Origin of the sequence: Pseudoalteromonas sp. Of7M-16 (assembly GCF_022347805.1) — a bacterium.
GTDB classification, from domain to species: Bacteria; Pseudomonadota; Gammaproteobacteria; order Enterobacterales; family Alteromonadaceae; genus Pseudoalteromonas; species Pseudoalteromonas luteoviolacea_F.
The window spans coordinates 14,767-36,422 of sequence record NZ_JAKRFY010000042.1 but is presented as its reverse complement, the minus strand read 5'-3'; the positions used below and the strand labels follow the sequence as shown (position 1 = coordinate 36,422).

Below are 21,656 nucleotides of genomic sequence, written 5' to 3'. Positions count from 1 at the left end.
GACGGATTAGGTGAAGAGGAGCCAAGGTGGCAAAGGATACAGCACAGGATGTGCAGACATAGGAAATGTCAAAAGGGATAGGAGCGCCGACGGATTAGGCGAAGAGGAGCCAAGGTGGCAAAGGATACAGCACAGGATGTGCAGACATAGGAAATGTCAAAAAGGATAGGATAGCCTAAGGAAAAGGTATTTAAGGAACAAGTTAATACTTGGACATAGGATGTACGGGCATAGGATGTGCCAAGGGAATTGATTGGAACGCATAAGGAGACTGCGTAAGAGGAATGAGTGTAGGATACACGCTGGATGAAGGCAGGGAAGAAGATCGGGTGTGATTGGATGTATACCCGTTCAGGGGATGATGAATGTTGGCGGCTTGCTTGTATGTTGTAGGCCTTGCTTGTATGTTGTAGGCAGAGGTAGCGGATACCTCAAAAGGATATCGTCGGATTGGGGCGTGACAAAAAGGGTTGCGCCTTAGTTTCCTTGTTTGATCTCATCAGTATATCAGTATTATCTTTTCTTTAATCTATGATTCTGTGCGGTGGCACATCTACCTTAACCAACATCTGATTTTCTAAGTACAGTGTACCCTTGTATGCATTGTCCCTATCTGAGCTGAACTCAAATAGGAACTCACTTTTTATACCCAGTTGACCATTCTTAAGTACACCCAAGCGACGCTTTTGGCAAGCGACGCTGAGTAATTGCACATTTAGCTTTTCACTTTGTTGAGCTGCGTGCTCACGCGCAGCTTCGGCTATTTGCCGACTGAACCAAAAAAAGCCACATGTAGAAATAATAAGTATAAATAGCCAAAGTGTTATCATTTATGAAAATAGCCTACCAATTGCCCGTGACAGTGTTTCGCTACGGTTTTGCGCACGAAGTAAACCTAATACATGAGGACGAAGCATTGGAATTGCAACCAAGTCTGTGAAAATACTTTCAAAAATTCCTTCAACCTGATTGTTTTGGGCTGCTTTGTCCATAAACATATACAGCCTATCTGGATCGGTTAACGTTTCCCAACCGCGCCCCGCTATCGTCAATAAGATGTCTGCTTCTGTGCTTAACTCTGATTGCAGCAAGCTATCTACTGCTTGTGCGATCAGGCCTAAACCGTGGCTTCCTGACATAGCTCTGAAGTTATTAATAGCCCCGTAAAGTTGTTTTTTTGATACGCTTTTGTCTAGATCTCGCAGTAGGTTTTCAGTCAGTTCCGTAGAGATACTGACATGTTCAAGCATGGCGGCAAGTGGGCTCTGGACTTGCTCAGGTAAATTTGGCCACAAGGCGATTAAATTTGCTTGGTTTTGACTATGAGGCAATCGCATTGCGAAATCAGCAAGTCCTTGTAATGCAATACCTTGCCAATCTGTTTGTCCTTGCGTTGTGAAGTAGTGCTCGACCGTTTCATAGTATTTAGAAGCGGGACGTTTTAGCTCACACTTCATCAAGGCGTTAAATGCAGCAAGTTTGTTGGCATTAGGCGTATACACATAAGGATTGTTATCAAGCTTGCCCTGAGCTGCCTCGCCTGTCAATTGTGTACCCAATGCTTCAAGAACCATGGACGCAAAGTGATCTCTGCTGGCAATATTTAGTTTGCTTTGCTCATCAAGTGGAAACTTTAGAAACCACACATAGGGATCGAGTGTCGCTTGGTTGTCCCAAAATTGGATTGCAAGCAAAGCGTGACCTCCTAACGGGTATGGATACGGCACCTGAGTATTTTCTATTTGGTCGAATTGCTTTTTGTCTATTTTCGTAATGCGACGACCAATGTCATATACACGCCATTGCGTGCCTGCTGAAGTTAAAAGTTCACCTAAGGTAGAAATATGTGTCGTCATTGTCTGCTCACGAAAGATTACTGTGGCCGCAATTATAACGGTATTTAGTGCGAGGAGTAAGGGGATAGACGCAGATAGACGCGCATTCATCACCATGATAAATGTGCTTAATCTTGAGCAATGATATACTCCGGGTTTAGATAATAAAAGTGGGAGCTTTAAAGTGAGCCAAGCGGTTTTACAACACCTTGCTGAATTAGAACAACAGCTAAAACAATCTCACCTTTGGCAAACTGAGCCAGTTGATAGCCAAGCATTGGCTTCGGTACAGCCATTTTGTTGTGATACATTACGCTTTGAGCAATGGCTACAATTTGTATTTATTCCAAAGATCCACGAGATGGTAGTCAATCGCCAGCCGCTGCCGACAAATATCGCCATTTCACCTATGTGTGCTATTGCTTTTGCGGGACACCCACGACAGCAGGCTCTATTTAATTGCCTCAACGAGTTAGATGCTTTGATAGCAAATGGAGCGCAGTAACGTATGTTGGAGATCATCTATCAAGACGAAAATTATGTAGCCATCAATAAGCCTTCCGGTTTGCTGGTTCACCGTTCTTTCTTGGATAAACGAGAAACACAGTTTGCAATGCAAATGCTCAGAGATCAATTAGGGCAGCATGTGTTTCCAGTACATCGCTTGGATAGACCCACAAGTGGCGTGCTACTGTTTGCTTTGAGTTCTGAAGCTGCAAGAGATATGAATCAGGTTTTCATAGAAGGCGCTATCCAAAAGCGTTACCTTGCATTAGTTCGTGGTTTTAGTCGAGATGAGGTTTTTGTTGATAAACCATTGAAAGAGCAATTGGACAAAATTGCTGACAAGTTTGCAGATCAAGATAAAGCACCTCAAGAAGCACAAACTTTAGTAAGGTGTTTGCACAAAGCCAGTTTAGATATTCCTTTTGGTAAGTATCCGAGCATTCGTTACTCACTGGTGGAGTGCTACCCTAAAACTGGGCGAAAACACCAGATCCGCCGCCATTTAAACCACTTATCTACGCCCATTATTGGTGACGTTAATCACGGTGATAACAAACACAATCACTTTTTTCGTGATCATTTTAAACTGCAGAGACTGATGTTATTTGCAACTGAGCTAAAGTTTCTTCATCCTTATACTGAACAACCTATTTTAATTCGAGCCAATCTAGGTGAGGAGATGTTGAATATCTGCCATCAACTAGGCTGGCCGTCAACCGAGAAGGATTATCAGTAATGGCATCAATCACCTTATTCGTAGGCAGTGTATATGGCAATGCAGAAAACTTGGCTACGCAAATCGAAACACATTTAACAGCGCAGGGCCATCGAGTAAACATAGCAGATCCAGCCACCATTGATGAGGTTAAATCTGCAGAGCACGCGTTATTCGTTTCTTCTACTACCGGACAAGGTGATATACCGGATAACCTTTATCCTCTGTTTATTCAGATGCAAGCACAAATGCCAATGTTAACGAATAAAAACGTCGGTGTGGTGGCTCTGGGGGACAGCAGTTATGGAGATACGTATTGTGGTGCCGGACGTCAAATTGATGCCTTGATCCAAGAGTTAAATGCGCGCATTGTGCAACCTCGTCTTGATGTGGATGCCGGTGAGTATTTTGAACCTTGGGAAGCCGTAGAGCCTTGGCTGACAAAATGGGTTGCAGCATTGTAATTTGAATTAAAAAGGGCCTTGCATTAGGCCCTTTTTAATTATTCTAGCTGCGTTTGACGTCAACTTTTAGCTTGAGCTTCTGACCGGGATGAAGGTATTTTTGGCCCGCAATATCATTCCACTTAATAATATTTTTAATCGAGACATTAAACTTGGTTGCGATACGCGCCAAAGAGTCGCCTTTACGGACTTTGTAGGTAATGGTGCGCTCAGTACTTTGCAGCCCTGAGTTTTTCTGTTTGGGCTGAGACTTATAAATACTCAGCTTTTGACCTAGCTTCAGTACGGAACTCGTTTTAAGCTTGTTCCATGCGGCTAACTGCTTGATTGTAACATCATGTTCGCGACTAATATCCCAAAGTGTATCACCACTTTTTACAGTGTGTGTGTATTTACTTTGCTGTGATTTATTGGCTACTTTCCTAACTGATGCTGGCAGGTGCTCACTTTTCAGTTCCCCTTCGCTCAGCGGTACAAGCAACTTTTGTCCAACTTGAATAATATGGCTATTTAGCTTATTGAGCGTTTGAATTGCAGATGGACTCGTATCGAATTTACTCGCAATTACAGAGAGGCTATCACCGCGGTTCACGGTATAGTATTGCCAGCGCAATCTCTCTTGCATCGGAGTGTTGGCAAGTTTTGTTTTGAATTGGGCGATTTTATCTGTGGGCAACAATAAACTGTGAGGACCTTTTGGATCCGTAGCCCAGCGATTGAAACCTGGGTTGAGACGATATAATTCTGTCAAGGAAATTCCTGCCATATCAGCAGCTAGCGCCAAATCAATTTGTGTACCAACTTCCACTGTATCGACAACCTGCGCATTGATAATTTTATTCCATGTCACCTTAAACTCTTCTTGGCGCATCAATAAATCAGACAGAGCGAGTAGCTTCGGTACATATGCAGTGGTTTCACGCGGTAGATCTAATGACCAAAAGTCAGTCGGTAAGTGTTTTTTACGATTTTTCCTAATTGCGCGCATAACACGACCTTCACCTGAGTTGTAGGCAGCAATGGCATTGAGCCAGTCGCCATCAAGTGTTTTATGAAGGTAAGTTAAATACTCTAAGGCTGCGCGAGTTGATTGTACGATGTCACGTCTACCGTCATACCACCAGTTTTGCTTAAGGTCGAATCGTTCTCCGGTTTGTGGCATAAACTGCCAAATACCAGATGCGCTGCGATGGGAGTAACCAAAAGGGTCAAAAGCACTCTCTACAATAGGTAGTAATGCAATTTCGATAGGCATTTGGCGCTTCTCTACTTCTTCGACAATAAAGTACAAATAGGGCTCTGCACGCTTTGATATACGGTCTAAATAAGCTTGATGGCGTTGGTAATAGTTTCTCTCTGCCACAACAGGTCGGTTTTGAGGCACTGGGATAGACAACTGATAGCGGATCCGCTCCCACACATCGTCAAATACTGGCGGTGGTTCATCAGCTTCAATAGGGATTTGAATCGCATGAGATAACACATCACTGATCTGTGAAGGGCTAGCGTGATCTCGTATTTCAGTTTGTGGAGGTTGCGTTTGAGTTTGCGTTATTTCACAGCCTGTTATTAAGCTTAAAATCGCAATTATCAGCAGTGGCTTTTTCATAAATCTCTTTTTGTCGGGCAAAAACCCGTCAATTTTACCCTTATCTGAGGCAATTGAAAAGTGAGCGTAATTTTGTCCATAGCAATGTTATGATGTTTGCAATAGCAGGACTATACGCTTTTGTTAATTTAAAGGGCGTTGACCGCTCCTTGTATCTGTCACAATAAAGATGTCGAGCTCATTTTCACAGTGACAGTGGTTGGCCTTAAAAACTATCTTTCCACAGTCTCAGATTTGCAAACTTTTGCCAGGTAGTATCGGTGGGACCTTGGAAGTTTTTAGGCAAATGGTCCAAGATCGTCTCGTGCTCAGCCCTTAAAAACGGATTTATTTGGCGTTCGGTCCCCATGTTTGTTGGTAATGTTGGTAAATCTTGGCCCCGCTGTTGTTGACACCATGAAATATGTTTTTCAAGAAACTTGTTGTTTGGCTCTACGGCGTGAGCAAACGCCAAATTAGCTAGCGTATATTCATGGGTGCAGTAAATTTGGCATGCATCAGGCAATTGCAGTAGTGATTGCAAAGAGTGCCACATTTGCTCTGCAGTCCCTTCAAACAGGCGACCACACCCACCGCTGAAGAGCGTATCTCCAGTGAAGGCCAAGTGCTCATTGACATAGCAGATGTGATCCAGTGTATGACCTGGGGTGTGTACTATTTTAAAGGTGATATCTGCTATAGTTAGCGTATCGTCTGGCGATAGGGCGTGAGTTATCCCGGTAAATTTTGAATCTTTTGGGCCATATACAGGAATATCAGGAAATTGTAATAGTAACTCTGCAACGCCATCAGTATGATCCCAATGGTGATGAGTGATCAAGATACCTGAAAGTGGGCGATTTTGGGTGGTTAAAAACTCGATAACGGGCTGACTTTGCCCAGGATCAACGACCCAAGTTTCTGGACTATGTGCATTGCATATCGCCCAGATATAATTGTCGTTGAAGGCCTTGATAGGTTCAACTTGCGCCATAACTCATTGCTCTATAAAGTGAAGGTGTCAACAAGTATAACGAGCGTACGGGATGAAACCAGCATTAAGTTTTCAGCAAGGGCCTAAACCCCAATCTTGGCAAGATTTTCCACATGGAGAATATCTAAAAGCAGGTATTGAACGTCGTATGGCACGCTGGTTGCCTCGTATGTTTGGGTATCACATGCTTAAGCTAGGTTGTTTAAGTGGTCAGCTTGATACATCAGATAGCATGATAGATCACCAAGTCTGTATTTCGCCCAGTGGCCCGCACGCTGGGGTGATAGCCGAGATTGATGAATTGCCTTTTTATGAGCACAGTGTGGATGCATGTATTTTATCCCATGGTCTAGAATATCACTCGGATCCGCATCATATATTGCGAGAGGCACATCGAACTTTAATTCCAGGTGGTTATATCGTAATAACGGGATTCAATCCCTTCAGCTTATGTGGACTGGCACATATGTTACCATTTAGCGGCGAAAAGCTACCTTGGTCTGGGCGTTTCTTCACGCCTTCAAGGGTCAAAGATTGGTTGAACTTATTGGGATTTGAGATAATTGCTGACGAGCGCTTTATCCATGCTTCTTTAGCGAGGGGATCAAGACTATCTCGATTTGCGCCATGGCGGAGGTTTTGTCGTCACTATTTAAAGCCAATGGGGAGTGTTTATATGTTGGTTGCACGTAAGCGTGTTGCCCCCTTAACACCGATCAAGCCAAAGTGGCATGCAAGGCCAAAGTGGACGCCAGCAGTCAAAGGCGCGAGGTTAAAGCACTCCCGAAGTCGGCAAGACTGATGCCTTAATCCTGTGGCTTATAGCCCATATCTTCAAGTAATTTGTCTTGAGATGCAGCATCTCGCGCTAAGTCGTCGACCAGTTCATTATACTTGTTACCCGCATGACCTTTAACCCAGCGCCAGTCAATGTTGTGCCTTTGACTTGCTTCGTCTAAGCGTTGCCATAGGTCGACGTTTTTGACAGGTTGTTTAGCAGCGGTTTGCCAATTGCGTTTTTTCCAGTTTGCAAGCCAAGATTCAATACCTTGTTTAACATACTGGCTGTCGGTATAAAGGACGACTTGGCAGGGACGCTTGAGTGTTTCTAACGCAACTATCGCGGCCAACATTTCCATACGGTTGTTGGTGGTCAGCTGGTAACCTTGGCTCAATTGCTTTTCATGGCCTTGGTAACTCATATAGATGCCATATCCCCCAGGTCCTGGGTTACCAAGGCAAGAGCCATCAGTATAAATTTCTACGATTTTTTGCACGAATTTGCCTGTATAGTGTAGCTTGGGCTGATAGGCGCTAACCTTAACAAAGTTAGGCTGTAAGCGATATGATTAAAAATAAAAATCAGCTTTTTCAACTCATCGAGATGGGTATTGTGTAGGGCATTGACCTAAAACTGAGGATGCAAAAATACTGACTCTGTCTTTATGGGTCATTGAAAGCTAAGTCTGACAGCCAAAAGTCACTTTGGGTGATCACTTCATGTGTGCCCACAAAGCCATAGAGACGCGATTGTGGTCTATATTTAGGAGAAAATGCACCAATGCGACGCACAATTTCTTTGTCTATCTCGTTGTTTATATTGTAGTAATTTAACTGCCCATTTGAACCAATATAATAAACACCACGGGAATCGACATCCCAGTTTCTATCTAATTTCATATTGTGAGGGATTGAAATTTCTTTGAGGTTATTTTTGAGGTCCCATTTCCAGAGAGTTTGCTTGTGAGCATCGATGTAAATCAGGTGTTGTTTGTTGGGAGTAAACCTCGCCTGATAAACTCGTTTTTTGGGGTGTTCGATAATTGTTTTTTTAATAGGATCAAATTGGGTCAAAGCCCAATTGCTTCCGATTAGTTTTGAGTACCAAATGTGACTATTACTATCCCAACCTATTACGTGCAAAGGAGAGGTATCGCGCCAATGTACGGTTAGCTTTTGTGAACTGATATCATAAAACATCACTCCATATTGATTATTGCGTTTTACAGATGCTGCTAAGAGCTGGCTGTTTTTTGACCAGGTTAAATCATAAATATCATTAAAATTAGAGCCCTTGACACTATTTAGTTGATTGTTGTGTCTCAGCCATAAGGCTTTGTGGCCCTCGCGGGTTGAGGCAAAAGCCATTCTGGTGGCATCTGGACTGATTGCAAATTCACTGTCTGAACCATTGGATAAAGTAACTGGTAGCGCTTTATCACCAACAGTATTGTCAATGACTTGTCCAATTGAACTAGTGCTTTGAAATGAAAGTAATAACTTGCTTACATCGGAGGCCGCTTGTGTAAAAGCAACTTGCTGATTGGGTATGGGGGTTAGTAATTCGTGAGTATCACCTGAATCGGTGACTGAGTATAGCCCTTGCTCATTGCTATACAGCAAATTGTCATTATTGAACCAGTCGAAAGAGGCGATATGGCTGTGGTATTCAGTAAGCTGTGTTTCTTGTCCATCTAAATTAACGGTAAAAATAGCATGTTCGGTGGGGGCTTTAGTACGAATAAAGGCCACTTTTTGTCCCGAAGGCGAAAAGATGGGTTGTCTATCTGAAAAGCCATCAGGTGGTGAGGACAGCTGCTTATTTGAGGAGTATAAAGGGTCAAATAGGGTTACCTGATGTGTGGAAAAAGGCACTCGTCTTTGAGTAAACACGACGGATTTACTTTGAATATGATGACTTAACCCTAAACTTTCACTGTTCAATTCAACAAGTCGCTTGATCGCTTTTTTGTCAAAGTCGATTAATGCGATCGCATAAGGTTGAGCTTTGTTTAGGTGTTTTATAACTGCTAACACTGAGTTTGCTTGGGGGGCGACGACTGGAAATGAAAACTCGGTGTCTGCACTGTTGTAATAGGTTTTGGTGTTGCTTTTCACTGACATTAAAACAAGTGTATTGGTGGCCTCTTTATTCAATTCTACGTAGGTTAATTGTGAGGCATCTTCGCTAAGGTGCGGCGTCAATTTTACTTTAGTACTGTAAGTCAGTCGTTTGAACTCGCCATTTAAGCGTGGTTTAAGCGGCTTCTGGGGTTGAAAAGAGTAACTTGATATGAGCGCAGTAATCAGCAGCAAACCACACAGTATAATCGATATCCCCGTTAGTTTTTTTGTCCTGTTGTGCCGCAAAGGTGGGGCAATATGTTTTACATCAGCGACTAGGCGGTAGCCTGATTTACGTATTGTTGCTATATATTGCGGCTCGGTAGAGCTATCGTTGAGTGTTTTTCGTAATGTAGAAATGACGCGGTTTAGGGCGTCTTCGGTTACGACTTGGTTGGGCCAAAACGTATCGAATAGCTCTTCTCTGCCAATTATCTCACCTGGGCGAGCGGCCATATATTGCAAGATCAGCGCAGCTTTTGGCTCTAACCTTACCTTAGTTTGTGCACGCGTTGCAGTTAGTCTTTTGCAATCTATAGCCCAATCATTGACTTTAAAGTGATCGAGAATAGTGTGTCTAGGGTGTGCCATAACCAGCTGAAATAATTATTTTAATCGAATATTGAGCTTATCATAATTAGGCAATAATTGGCTGCCGTTGAGTATGCGCTTTGGTAGTCGAGATTGGTCTTGGCTAATTTCTTCATGGTGTTTATGCAATGTATAAGTTTTTATAGACAGTTGTTTTTCAACTAATTTGCCTTCCTATGCTGTGAATTACTCCATGATATTACATGATAGAACCTAATAAATATTCAACACTATGATTTTTATGGTTTTATTTTTTCGTTCGAGGAACTGCGGTTCTAGAGATTCAATTCGTTAGCTGGTACTTTAAGTGTGCCTTTTGTATGAGTTTAAAAGAGCGAATGGCTCAGCAAGTTCAATATCCAAATCAATGATGAGAGAAATATGTGTCACAAAAGCAATCTATTTTTGGCCATTTTAAGTGTGTTAGTGTCTTTTATGGCTGTGGCTAAATTTAATGATGGTCCGTATATTTATCCTGATAAAAACGGTTATCGGGCGGATTTAGTTTGCCAAGGAAAAAAACAATCGTTTCTTATAAAAGAAGACAAAACAATCGACTTTTGTGGTCGAAGTATGAAATTGAGCCTAGTGCCTAACGCGCCAACAGAGACTGTATATTCAGGCACATTTCCTGTCGTTGCGCTGAGCGATATTCATGGTCAGCATGCGCTGATGATGCAACTCTTAAAAGCAAATAAAGTGATTGATCAGCATGGCAACTGGATATTTGGCAAGGGTCACTTGGTAATTACCGGTGATATTTTTGATCGAGGCAGTCAAGTAACAGAGTCTTTATGGTATATCAAATGGCTAGAAAGCGAAGCGGCAAAGTCCGGTGGGGCAGTCCACTTTTTGCTTGGTAACCATGAAGTTATGGTGCTCAATGGCGATTTGAGGTATTTACATAAAAAATATGAACAGACAGCGTCGTTAATGAATAAGCCATTTGATCAACTATTCTCTAAGGATAGTGTATTGGGGCTGTGGTTACGCTCCAAAAACGTGGTGATTAAAATTAATAACAATGTATATTTACACGGTGGCTTTCATCACGAGACTCTAAAATATGATATCGGGCTGGAAGGCATCAATAAAGTTTTTAGAGAAGAGCTGGTGGAGCAAGAACTTCGCTCGAAAAAGCGTTCACAATTAGGGGCGTTTTTACATGGCAGAAAAGGTCCGATCTGGCACCGAGGTTTTTTCTCAGAAGAACACAAAGTGCAATTGGCACCGTTGTTGGCGCGATTTTCTGCCAACCGTTTTATTGTAGGACATACCTCTCACAAAGCGGTGATTAGTCGCCACAATGGTAAAGTAATTGGCGTAGATAGCAGTATCAAACTAGGTCAAAAAGGTGAATTACTTTTTATTGAAAAAGATGGGTATTGGCGTGCAGATATGCAGGGAAAGCGAACGCCATTGTTTGCTAATTAACAAACCAAAGCCTCCTAAGTTGTCATGGCTGTTGCGCGCAGCACTTGTTTGACAAGCCTAAATGGGATGAGTCTAGTGTGCTCACTAGACTCGCAGTTTACTTCATTTAGTGTATAGACAGCTGCAATGACACATCTTGGAAACTTTCCTCTGTGGTGATGTGAATGTAGTGCCAGCCTTTTTGAATTGCTTTAACTTTCAATTCAGCAGCATTGCCGGGACTGGTGTCACGAGCATCCCACTGTTGTTGATCAGGGCGCTTTGCATATCTGTAGAGTGGATCTGCATTGCCACTACCATGCCCCATTTTAATAAGTAGCTCTTTACCTACATCTTGGTCATTGACATAGAATTGATATTGCAATTGTCCTGCACGGCTTTGCTCTTCTAAACAGTAAGTTTGATTGAGCAAAAGTCTGCCTTCGGCTTTGGGAGCCGTACCTTGTGCACAACTATCAACTAGGTCATTGTGGGCTAAAATATGTGCTGATGTGGTATCTGAGTTGCTGATCCCCTGAGTGTTCGACACGGTAAGTGACACTGCGTACTCGCCAATTTGTTCATAAGTGTGGGTTGGTGACGCCAGTGTGCTGCTCTTTCCATCTCCAAAATCCCAGTGGTAAGTCAATTCACTTTGATTGGGATCTGTGCTGCCGGCACTGCTAAAGTGGATTGGCGTGCCAAGTGTCGCCTGGTAAGGTCCGTTGGCATCCGCACTGGGGGCAGGAGCTGCTATTTGATCTTGAGTTGCCGTTAGGACTACATCTGTGAATGATTTGTGGCCGTAGATCATGACATAATAGAGCCCAGTGCGGACGTCTGTGATTTCACAAGACTCGGAGTTGCCGTTTTTGTAGGGACGACAGTCAAATTCAGTGTTGGTAGGGCGCATAGCTCTTCTGACAAAAAGATCGGCATCACCTTGTCCGCCAGAAATTGATATTGTCAGTGACTTTTCAGTATTTTCAACCTCATAGAAAAAGTGTATGGCTTCTTTTGTGTCACCAGAAACTTTTATTGGCTGGTTAGGTTTAAGTTCAGTGTCCGACGATGCAAGCACAGAAATTCGACTGTTTGTGCTTGAGCTTATGCCTTGGTTATCAGTGACTGTCAGGCTGACAGCATAATTTCCAGCGCGACTATATTGATGACTAGTATTGGCCAAAGAACTGCTATTACCATCTCCAAACTGCCACAGGTACTCGGCAATTCTGCCATCACTATCGAAAGAACCTTCACTGGAGAAAAGACCAGACTCAAAAATAGCTAGTTGGGTAGGTATTTGCATCTTTACTTGTGGAGGAGTATTGATAGGGTCATCACCATTGTTATGCTTTAATGTGAAATAATCGACAACATCACCTTGTGGCCCGATCACGTTTGCGGTGAGCACTGAGCCTTCAATATCTAATACAATAGAGCCTCGACCACCATAGATATAATCAGTAGGATGGCGTTTCCCTTCAGTAATTTCATCAGTTCGAACTAATCTTGCATATCCTCGGCCACTTCCTGCGCCTGCCCCATGGGTGATAAATATCGCCCCTTTTTGGCCTCGCTTTTTGGTATAGGCACCTTCTTTATCTAGTTGGCCGCTACCACCTTGAATGACGTGTTTTGATGGGTCGTAGCTGTTTGACATGCCATAGTGATCGGCCATGAGTACTGAGCGCGTGTAAAAGTGATTGTGGCCAGCCATGATTAGGTCAACACCATACTCTTCAAGTACGGGTAAAAATCGCTCTCGCATGTATATCATGTTTTCTGCTTCATCAGAATCATGACCGCTTTTTCCATAGACCGGGTGGTGAAAAGTGGCGATCAGCCACTCGCTGCTGTTAGCCGCTAAGTCCCGTTTTAACCACTCCAGCATGGCGTCGGATTCTTTGTAGTGCTCTCGATCCGATGAGTTCAAAACAACGATGTGAATATTGCCATAGTCAAATGAGTAATACGCTTCATGTGAAGATGCAACACCGCCAGATTGCCCTTGTGTTGGCAGCGTAAATAAATCGTAAAACCCACCATTTTGGGTGTCAACGTCGGCAGAGCGGTTGTCATGGTTTCCCATAATTGGCCACAAAGGCGATTGTTTTAATAGGGTAGGGTATTGAGCAAATACAGCATGGTCATACTCGACAATGGTGCCGTCATTGTATGCGTTATCACCGAGCATCAACCAAAAGTCAGGTGCTTGATTAGCAGAGAATGTTAAAAAACCATCTCGAACAATTTTCTGGGCATTGGTGTTGGGATCAGTTCCTGCGCGACCAGGATCGCCTAGCACCCATATTCGGGTTTTCTTTTTAGTATTTTTTACCGGAGCTGTATGAAAATAGGTGCGCTCATCTGCGCCACTCAATAGTTTGTCGCCATCATAAATAGCATAGAAGTACTTTTGCCCAGACTCTAAATCTTGCAGTGTAATTTCATGATTTTTGGTCGTTTGGTTTTCACTGGTGACGACATTTAGTTTATCCAACGATTTGCCGTAGCGAAGTGTTGTTGATGTATTTTGAAGGGTGTTCCAGCGAATGGTGACGTGGTCCTCCCCTGTCATTTGCAAATATGGCCCTCGGGTTAAATTTTTCGCGACAGCAGCTATTGGTATACACAATAAACTTGCCGTAAAAATGATACTCTTCAATGTTGTTTTCATCTTAATTGAACCTGTAATGTTGTTTGTTATGTCATGGGCGAATAACGAGCCCACCACTACTTTGTTCGAAAAGTTGAAACATTGCTGGTGATAAAGGTAGATATAACATGATATAAACTAATGAGTTTTTTTATTTATTAATATCAATCGGGTAGGGTGTAGGCACCGAACTGCAAAGTAATATGCGTATGAAAAATCTTTTTAATTTCCTCGTGTTGTGCTGGCTTGGCTTGTTTATTTCGGCTGCCAATGCTCAAAGTATTGTTATACCGGTCAATTCAGAATGGAAATATTACGATCGTTCCCAAACTCTTACCGGTAACTGGGCAAGCATTGAATTTGACGATTCGAGTTGGGCGTTAGGAAAAACGCAAATGGGTTTTGGTGAAGGGGATGAGCACACGCGTATTGCCAAAGAGCGCAGTGGTCAGCCTATTCTTGTGCACTACTTTCGACATAAATTTCGCTGGGATACCAAGCTAGCTTTAAATAGCATCATATTACGCTTGTTAGTGGATGATGGCGCACGCGTATATCTTAACAACCAAGAAGTACATCGGCAGTTTTTGCCAAAAGCGTCCCATACAGAAACTCAGCTCGCATCCGGTTCGCTTATTGAGCATAGTTGGTATGAAGTGGTACTCAACGGCCAATTTGAGTTGAAACGAGAAAATATTTTAGCCGTGGAAGTACGGCAAATATCGACCACCAGCAGCGATTTGAGCTTCAATTTAGAGTTACTCATTGAATAGAATTGGGGCGGCTTGTGGACGGACCCATTTTGAGGCGATACATCAATAGATAGAAAATTATTGGTGATGCAGAGAAATGTAATGGAATGTTCTTTGGGCAAACGGTGAGAAAAAGTGGCTGTTACTTATCGTTTGAGATTATTCGGCCAAATGTTTTTAAACCTAACTTGCTAGGTTTTCTCTGTATATAGTTATACCTTGAGGGCTAGGTAATAACCCTAAAAGTAGGTTAATATGGGCACTTGAACTGAGAAATGAATTACAGAGATCATAAACCATGGTAAACCGTCAGATTGTTCTGGATACAGAAACCACCGGCATCGATCCCAAGGCCGGACATAGGATCATCGAAATTGGATGTGTTGAATTGGTTAACAGGCGTCTTACGGGCAATAACTTTCATGTCTATATAAATCCGCAAAGAGACATCGAAGAAGAAGCCATTGATGTTCACGGTATTACAAATGAATTTTTGCGTGGCAAACCATACTTTCACCAAATTGCTCAAGAGTTTCTAGACTATATTGAAGGGGCTGAGTTAGTCATTCACAATGCTCCGTTCGACGTCGGTTTTATGGATCACGAATTTGCGATGTTGAATCAAGGGTTTCCTACCACAAATGATGTATGTGAGGTGCTTGATACATTAGTAATGGCGCGTAAGTTGCATCCAGGACAAAAGAACAGTCTAGATGCCTTGTGTCGACGCTATGATATAGATAACTCAAAACGTACTCTTCACGGCGCATTGCTGGATTCTGAGATTTTATCAGATGTTTATTTAGCAATGACTGGTGGGCAGAAAAAACTCAACCTGGCTCAGCAACTTGAAGGTGGGCAACAAGAGAATTCAGGCGGGATCCGGCGATTAGCAGCGGATAGGCCTAAATTGCGCGTGATCCATGCAAGTGAGGATGAAGAGCTGGCACATCAAGATAGGATGGAAATCGTCAACAAGGCATGTGGACAAAGCTTATGGCAACAATAACGAGGTAACATAAATGCGAATTTGCTTAGCAGTGTTGTTAATAATTGTAGGATGGCAAGCTTACGCTGAAACACCAGATATTACCGTACTCAAACGCGATGGTGTATCAAATGAAATTCCACTGCTAGACAATCGATTTCGAATTGACCATAACGTCGACAAAATTACATTACTTTTCTTTCGCGCCCCCGGCGCGCCCGCCGTTGTATTAGTTCGCCCTGATGGCAGCAAGATTTACTCTATTCACGCCGTTAAGGATGAGGCATTGGAGTGGTACGACGAAATCAGCTATGACCTTATTATTATAGATAAACCTATGCCTGGCCCATGGCAGGTACTAGGGCAGATCCTAAAAGATAGCCGGATCATGGTACTTGGAGAGATTGAACTGGCTGTAGATCCATTGCCACCCATGTTGTTTCGCGGTGAAATGTTGAAAGTGAATGGACGGGTAACCAATGATGGCAAGCCAATTGATGTCGGATATTTTCGCGATGTTGTCACTTTATATGTCGAATTTGTAAGCACCAATAACGAGCAGTATGCTAATTTTGGAGCCGGTACCCAAAGCGTCACTGAATTTAAAGATGATGGTCGTGATTTTGATGAACGCCCTTTAGATGGCGTGTTTACTGGAGAGTTTAAGCTGGTTTTTCCGGCAGGGGAGTGGCAACCCGAATTTTTTATTGAAACCCCTATTTTAAAAAGGCGGGTTGTTAAGGAGCCAATTGTCATTGCAGAGCCACCATTTAGCTTTGAGCTGCAATTGGCCGATGACGAAGAGTTTGAACATGAACTACTTATCAAATTAGACCGGGAAATTGTTAAGCCGGAAACCGTTATCTTGCAGGGGAAAATTTTATACCCAAATGGGGAAGAGCAGCTGTTTACCCTCAATGAAGCTGAGCGTTTTTATCGACAGTTGCAAATAAAGAACTATGACTGGGGTCGTTACAGCATTCAATTGTCTGCGTTTGGGGAAAATATCAATGGTCGTGAGTTTATGGCGGCGATCCCTGATTATAACTTTGAAATTGAGCGTCCCATCGAAAAGGTACCTGAGCTGACGAAGCCTATTTCACCTGCTGAGCTCTTAGGTGAACCAGAACCGAAAGAACCAGAAGCTAATACAGGCTTAATCGTTACAATTGTGTTGATTGGCAATTTGTTGGTGTTATTGCTTGGCTGGTTGGCAATTCGTGTATTGGTACAAAAGAAGCCAATCAAATTCTCGATTCCATTACCTACTTCAATTCCGTTTTTAAAGAAGAAGCCGCAAATGGATATTGATGAGTTAGATGAAGAAGGGGAGAAGGCTGCGGATAAAGATTCTGACTCTGGGGATGTTTTAAATTTATCTATGTCTGAAGACAAACGATAAATAGATACAATGTATTGCGATAATGTCATGTGAGTACATATCGCAATGTTACATTTTTGATTGAGTTCTATACAAGGTGACGTAATTTTCATCGAGTAACGGCATTTCTCGTTAAAAATACAGTTTTTTTCAAAAAAATAGTTGACTCTGAAAGGGGTCATTCGTATTATTCACGCCGCTGTCAGGGAGCACACCTTGTCAGTGAGATACAAAGTTATCGCGGAGTGGTAGTTCAGTTGGTTAGAATACCGGCCTGTCACGCCGGGGGTCGCGGGTTCGAGTCCCGTCCACTCCGCCATTTAATTTTGTATCGCGATGTAAGCTGGAGTGGTAGTTCAGTTGGTTAGAATACCGGCCTGTCACGCCGGGGGTCGCGGGTTCGAGTCCCGTCCACTCCGCCAACCGCTTACATATTATGTGCATTGCTTCTTTGGAGTGGTAGTTCAGTTGGTTAGAATACCGGCCTGTCACGCCGGGGGTCGCGGGTTCGAGTCCCGTCCACTCCGCCATTTAAGTAAAGAAGCAAGCTAAATCACTTGGAGTGGTAGTTCAGTTGGTTAGAATACCGGCCTGTCACGCCGGGGGTCGCGGGTTCGAGTCCCGTCCACTCCGCCATTTGGCTTTATAGTGTTTTAGCAAAAAAATATGACAATACGCTTACTGCGGAGTGGTAGTTCAGTTGGTTAGAATACCGGCCTGTCACGCCGGGGGTCGCGGGTTCGAGTCCCGTCCACTCCGCCATTTAGCGTAAAAAGATATCTCTGCGGAGTGGTAGTTCAGTTGGTTAGAATACCGGCCTGTCACGCCGGGGGTCGCGGGTTCGAGTCCCGTCCACTCCGCCATTTGATATCTTAAAGAACATATACATACCACTGCGGAGTGGTAGTTCAGTTGGTTAGAATACCGGCCTGTCACGCCGGGGGTCGCGGGTTCGAGTCCCGTCCACTCCGCCATTTATGTCTCGTAGCATTCGCTAAGTCTTCTTATAAATCTTATTTCTCTGAAACCCCTATTTTCTCATTTATGCTTTTGATACATATCTGTAATTTTACTTTATGCCAGTAGAACCGCTTTCTTTGGCCTTAAGGAGAGATTGGTGAGGGCTAAGAGAAAAGAGCATCCTTGCCCTTTGTTGCATTAGTTATTGCCGTGAATGGCGCTCATAAGCGCTCTGAGCACCTGCTGATCACCTTCTTGTTTAAGTAGTGGTTTAAGCTTATCGACGACTTCTTGATTGTGGCCAATTTGCTTTGCAGCGGCGTTGATCGCAGCGACGCGGACGGTATTGTCTTGCTGCTTTTGTGCAAACAAGAGTACTTTGTTAACTTGAGTTTCATTTAACTGATTGTTACCCATAGCGGATATCAATGCTTGCTGTGTCTGCTGATTAGACTCTCTTTGTAGTGACTTCTCTAAGTAGCCCAAACTGATCTCATTGGGCATATTGCCTAAGGCTTGTGCAGCCGTTGCACGAAGCTTGGCGTCATCATTGCTTAAGAATTTTGAGATGCTTTCTTGGTGTGTTGGGTCGGCACTATTCCCTAATGCCGTTAACAACGTTGCCTGCTTCTTAGTGTCTCGTGTGGTGATGAGTCTATCAGCCAATGATTCTGTCAGTGATTGCGCAAACTCACTGCCAGTTTGATTACTCGCTATTACACCGAGTACCATCAGTGCTGTACGCGCGAGTTTTTCATCGATTGCGGTTAACTCGGAACTATCTATGTGGCTGTATAGCTTATCAACTAGTTCAGGTGACAGAGGTTGTTCACTGTATTTGAGAGCCATTAAACTGCGAAAACGCTGGTTGGCATCCAGTTCTGTATCGAGATATAGATCCGCGAGTAATTGATGGGCATAGTCAAAGTCGCTCTTTCCTATCATGAGCAATAAACGACTTAGTTGTTTGTCTGCAAATGCCCCTTGCTTGATCAAATTGTGCAGTGCGCTTAAGTAAATTTGATTGTCATATAGCAATTGTAAAAGGACATCGCTTGATAGAGCTTGCAGATCTTTTTGTAACAGTAACTGGGTAAATGCCTTGGCATTATCTAGCGGCACTGGACGCGGCTTTGGGTATACACTATTTAGCGGCAATATTGGCCATTTAGCCGGCGCAAGTGGCAAAGACATTAAAGCGATGTCAGTGGGGATAGGTGCTTGTTTCTGCGTATAGCGAATGGTTTGAGAAACATTGATATTGATATCGCCTTTATCACTTTCAACAACGGTATTATTATACCCTTGCAGTTCACTTATCCAGCAGTTTGAGGTCTTGAAGGTGAATAAATCTTGTTTTATTTGCGGTTTCTTAAATGCAAACAACTGAGTGCCTTGGGTAGTTAAGGTGTAATCGAGTTTTTGTTTTTGAATGGCGTTGTTAGCCAGCGTCTGATATTGAACTCGATAGCGGCCTAAATTGTCGCTTTCTTGAATAATTTTTGGTGACTGTAAATCATACTGCTTGAGATGCTCAATATGAAACTGCTGGTAAATTGCCATCAGTTTTTGTTCATCTTCTGGTTTTAGCTTGGCACCAAAGTGGTAATCTAAAATATCGCCAGATGTTGCAGCAATTTTGACTGCAAAAGGAACGCGATAGTATTGAGCTTGAATTGGGGTGTTGTCCAACTGTAATTCAGCAGACGATAATTGCAAACCTAGCCAATAAAACTTTTCGTCTTTGAGCAGTGGTCTGAAAACCAGATCACCAGTAACAGAGAGCTTATTTTGACTTGGTGCAGAGAGAGTGGTCATCTTTGTACTTGCATGCGTAGAAAATTCGCCCCAGCGCGCACACTCTTGGCTGGCATTAACACTGCCAAATGGCAGTGTTAATGTGCAAAGTAATAAAGGGGTTGCCCGTTTCATACTTTACTCGGTTAAAATTTAAAACTGTCGCTATAGTCCAGCATTTGCCATGTTTTATTATACAAAGCACCTGTGTCATAGAGGGTTTTTGTTGCTGTTTTGGTTGGGAATGAACAACAGAATTCATAGCCTGGGTATTTAACCCACAAGTAGAGTTCACCTTCGATGGCTTTCATGTGATTGCTGACATCAATACCGTAGGTTATCTCTGAATCGCTGATAGCTTTGCTGATGTCTGTGTAGGCAGTGGCAGACAGCGTCTCTGAAATAATTAAAAAGTCGATGCCTATGCCACCACTGGCAATCAACAAATCTATGCCAGCTGTGGCATAGGCGTCTAAGCTGGCAGTAAGTATATCGCCGCCAATGCTAAATCGTTGATCGGCATATTTTAACTCTGTACCAACACCCACTTCACCCTTGATACCAGCTGATACGCTTACAGGAACAATGGCTATGGTAAAGGTGGTTGAAAATAGTTTTTGTTCCTCGCTCCAATCGTGTTTAAAGCTTTCATCCAAGGCCGTTACAGAGTCGGATTCAGCGATCAAAGACTTGCCTAAAAGAGATACACCCATTGAGTAACTAAGAGTGCCATTTGCACCGTCGGCAATACCACTGGCCCCTGCGGAAAAAAGACTGACGCTGTCATCAAACATATACAAATCGAAACCACCACCAGATGATGCCCATGCATATCCTCCGTCAGTGGCCTTTAAAATGATAAGTGATAGGAAACTAGGTACAACAGCAACTTTGGACTTATCACCATAGGTGTTGCCAAACAGGTCTAAAAGCACAAACTGATCTGAGGTTTGTTGACTGATAGTCAACCCCATTTCATCTGTAGGAGTACCACGAGCAGCGCGATTCGATGCAGTGGCATTGGTTGGTAAATTATGCTTTTTGAGTAACTCATCACTTGGTGTCGTATCTTTGTATAGGCTATAGGGGACTTCAAGTGTGAAGACGTTATTACTGGTATCCGCTTCATCAAATTCTGAGGTATCGTGGAGTGTAAAGCGAATATCCAGCGTATTTTCACTCGAATTTGGATCAAATGCCTGTTGGATTTTATGTAAAAGTGCGCCATTGATGGCAATGTCATATGGGAAGTAGTGGCTTTGCTCAAATTGGGCAAATGTTATACGCATTTTTTCAGCGTAATGTTCTTTGCCTTCTTGCCAAAAGTGCGCTGTATACGCTTGGTCTTCAATGATGATTTCAGCAGTGACATCAGCTGCGTTTGCAGTATTACCAAATTTACTGGCGTCGATATGACCGATGATATCTGAGTGTTTTTGGCTAGGGTTACCTTCAGATTCAGTTTCGCGCTGCCCTATATCTGGAAACATCGCAAAGCCGTCACCAACAGTGGCTTTATCAAGGACGAAGTCATGATAATGGGAGGCATCCATCGTGATTTGAGCATAGGTGACTAGATCATTGTCAGCATGACCGCGTGAACGGTTGTCGTCTAGATTTGCTTCATCGACAATTATTTTTGCACTGTCGACATACGCACCGATTAAGTATTCTCCACTGGGCATTTGCTGGTTTGGAAACATTAAAGATGCAGTGAAACTTTGTGTACCTGATTCTAGTTGAGCAATGTGATGTACACCAAGATTGAAACCTTCGGGTTTATCTTTTGTTTCAAGCTGCGCGACTTTGTCTTTTGGAATTGCCATAAAGGTAACACCAATGTTTTGAGTCTCTAACAACTCTGAGCTAATTGAATAGTCCAGTGAGATAGGTTGGCCTGGTTGGTACAGAGTATGTTGGGGGGTTTTGATCTCAGTTAACGCGACATTGGGCACTGTATCGACTTGCACAGTTTCTTCGGGCGTTATGATATCAAGTTGGTTGTCACTGCTGTCTAAACAGGCAGTAAGCAAAAAAGGCATGGATAATACCAAATACTTAGAGCGCATCATGTTTATTTCACTATTTTTAATTACATCATGCTATTT

The 21,656-nt window shown here is 43.1% G+C and carries 17 protein-coding genes and 7 tRNA genes; 15 read left to right on the top strand and 9 right to left on the bottom strand.

The genetic code is table 11. From position 1 onward, the window contains the following. Positions 1-524: 524 nt before the first annotated feature. Positions 525-830 carry a DUF3301 domain-containing protein gene (locus MHN81_RS27125; RefSeq protein WP_023399620.1) on the bottom strand — a complete coding sequence of 102 codons (306 nt, stop codon included), beginning with the start codon at positions 828-830 and terminating at the stop codon, positions 525-527. Next, positions 831-1,856 (bottom strand): DUF3549 family protein, encoded by a 1,026-nt coding sequence (locus tag MHN81_RS27120; protein WP_239427281.1) that lies wholly within the window; start codon positions 1,854-1,856, stop codon positions 831-833. It abuts the gene before it with no gap. Between the two features lie 163 nt (positions 1,857-2,019). Here MHN81_RS27120 and MHN81_RS27115 point away from each other — a divergent pair, with 163 nt between their 5' ends. From MHN81_RS27115 to MHN81_RS27105, 3 genes are read left to right on the top strand one after another with little or no spacing between them, the layout of a single operon-like run. Continuing rightward, entirely contained in the window at positions 2,020-2,340 is a 321-nt protein-coding gene (locus MHN81_RS27115; protein ID WP_239427280.1) for a YqcC family protein, read from the top strand. Positions 2,341-2,343: 3 nt separating this feature from the next. Then, positions 2,344-3,078, top strand: coding sequence for a tRNA pseudouridine(65) synthase TruC (gene truC, locus MHN81_RS27110; RefSeq protein ID WP_023399623.1), 735 nt, complete (start codon positions 2,344-2,346; stop codon positions 3,076-3,078). Next, positions 3,078-3,521, top strand: coding sequence for a flavodoxin (locus MHN81_RS27105; RefSeq protein WP_023399624.1), 444 nt, complete (start codon positions 3,078-3,080; stop codon positions 3,519-3,521). The genes truC and MHN81_RS27105 overlap by 1 nt, the downstream gene beginning before the upstream one ends. 43 nt (positions 3,522-3,564) lie before the next feature. Here MHN81_RS27105 and MHN81_RS27100 read toward each other — a convergent pair whose 3' ends face one another. Together MHN81_RS27100 and gloB are read right to left on the bottom strand one after the other, a co-directional pair. Continuing rightward, positions 3,565-5,130: a LysM peptidoglycan-binding domain-containing protein gene (locus tag MHN81_RS27100; RefSeq protein ID WP_239427279.1), complete on the bottom strand. Its 1,566-nt coding sequence runs from the start codon at positions 5,128-5,130 to the stop codon at positions 3,565-3,567. Between the two features lie 205 nt (positions 5,131-5,335). Continuing rightward, positions 5,336-6,103 carry a hydroxyacylglutathione hydrolase gene (gene gloB / locus MHN81_RS27095; RefSeq protein ID WP_023399626.1) on the bottom strand — a complete coding sequence of 256 codons (768 nt, stop codon included), beginning with the start codon at positions 6,101-6,103 and terminating at the stop codon, positions 5,336-5,338. Between the two features lie 52 nt (positions 6,104-6,155). Here gloB and MHN81_RS27090 point away from each other — a divergent pair, with 52 nt between their 5' ends. Continuing rightward, the gene (locus MHN81_RS27090; protein WP_023399627.1) at positions 6,156-6,905 is read left to right on the top strand and encodes a class I SAM-dependent methyltransferase; all 750 of its coding nucleotides are present in this window, start codon (positions 6,156-6,158) and stop codon (positions 6,903-6,905) included. Positions 6,906-6,909: 4 nt separating this feature from the next. Here the strand turns inward: MHN81_RS27090 and rnhA are convergent, their stop codons facing one another. Together rnhA and MHN81_RS27080 are read right to left on the bottom strand one after the other, a co-directional pair. Further along, positions 6,910-7,380 (bottom strand): ribonuclease HI, encoded by a 471-nt coding sequence (gene rnhA / locus MHN81_RS27085; RefSeq protein ID WP_023399628.1) that lies wholly within the window; start codon positions 7,378-7,380, stop codon positions 6,910-6,912. Between the two features lie 166 nt (positions 7,381-7,546). Continuing rightward, complete coding sequence (locus tag MHN81_RS27080) at positions 7,547-9,598, bottom strand: winged helix-turn-helix domain-containing protein (protein ID WP_239427278.1); 2,052 nt, start codon at positions 9,596-9,598, stop codon at positions 7,547-7,549. 381 nt (positions 9,599-9,979) lie between these two features. Between MHN81_RS27080 and MHN81_RS27075 the strand changes: the two genes are divergently transcribed. Beyond that, positions 9,980-11,032, top strand: a complete 1,053-nt coding sequence (locus MHN81_RS27075; protein WP_023399630.1) for a metallophosphoesterase — start codon at positions 9,980-9,982, stop codon at positions 11,030-11,032. A 106-nt stretch (positions 11,033-11,138) separates the two neighbouring features. Here the strand turns inward: MHN81_RS27075 and MHN81_RS27070 are convergent, their stop codons facing one another. Further along, entirely contained in the window at positions 11,139-13,691 is a 2,553-nt protein-coding gene (locus MHN81_RS27070; RefSeq protein ID WP_239427277.1) for a PKD domain-containing protein, read from the bottom strand. Positions 13,692-13,879: 188 nt separating this feature from the next. Here MHN81_RS27070 and MHN81_RS27065 point away from each other — a divergent pair, with 188 nt between their 5' ends. The 10 genes from MHN81_RS27065 (at position 13,880) to MHN81_RS27020 (ending at position 17,765) form a co-directional block, all read left to right on the top strand. After that, entirely contained in the window at positions 13,880-14,443 is a 564-nt protein-coding gene (locus MHN81_RS27065) for a hypothetical protein (protein WP_239427276.1), read from the top strand. A gap of 277 nt (positions 14,444-14,720) precedes the next feature. Further along, positions 14,721-15,431 carry a DNA polymerase III subunit epsilon gene (gene dnaQ, locus MHN81_RS27060; protein ID WP_023399633.1) on the top strand — a complete coding sequence of 237 codons (711 nt, stop codon included), beginning with the start codon at positions 14,721-14,723 and terminating at the stop codon, positions 15,429-15,431. Positions 15,432-15,444: 13 nt separating this feature from the next. Then, positions 15,445-16,812: a TIGR03503 family protein gene (locus MHN81_RS27055; RefSeq protein ID WP_023399634.1), complete on the top strand. Its 1,368-nt coding sequence runs from the start codon at positions 15,445-15,447 to the stop codon at positions 16,810-16,812. A gap of 221 nt (positions 16,813-17,033) precedes the next feature. Continuing rightward, positions 17,034-17,110 (top strand) — tRNA-Asp (locus MHN81_RS27050). Positions 17,111-17,136: 26 nt separating this feature from the next. Next, positions 17,137-17,213 (top strand) — tRNA-Asp (locus tag MHN81_RS27045). Positions 17,214-17,244: 31 nt separating this feature from the next. Beyond that, a tRNA-Asp gene (locus MHN81_RS27040) sits at positions 17,245-17,321 on the top strand. A 29-nt stretch (positions 17,322-17,350) separates the two neighbouring features. Beyond that, positions 17,351-17,427 (top strand) — tRNA-Asp (locus tag MHN81_RS27035). A 49-nt stretch (positions 17,428-17,476) separates the two neighbouring features. Further along, positions 17,477-17,553: transfer RNA gene (locus tag MHN81_RS27030), tRNA-Asp, on the top strand. 24 nt (positions 17,554-17,577) lie between these two features. Next, positions 17,578-17,654, top strand: a tRNA-Asp gene (locus MHN81_RS27025). Between the two features lie 34 nt (positions 17,655-17,688). Next, a tRNA-Asp gene (locus MHN81_RS27020) sits at positions 17,689-17,765 on the top strand. A 184-nt stretch (positions 17,766-17,949) separates the two neighbouring features. Here the strand turns inward: MHN81_RS27020 and MHN81_RS27015 are convergent. Both MHN81_RS27015 and MHN81_RS27010 read right to left on the bottom strand, forming a co-directional pair. After that, entirely contained in the window at positions 17,950-19,683 is a 1,734-nt protein-coding gene (locus tag MHN81_RS27015) for a HEAT repeat domain-containing protein (RefSeq protein ID WP_239427275.1), read from the bottom strand. A gap of 11 nt (positions 19,684-19,694) precedes the next feature. Beyond that, a complete protein-coding gene (locus tag MHN81_RS27010) occupies positions 19,695-21,620 on the bottom strand; it encodes a hypothetical protein (protein ID WP_239427274.1) in 1,926 nt (641 codons plus the stop codon). Positions 21,621-21,656: the final 36 nt, after the last annotated feature.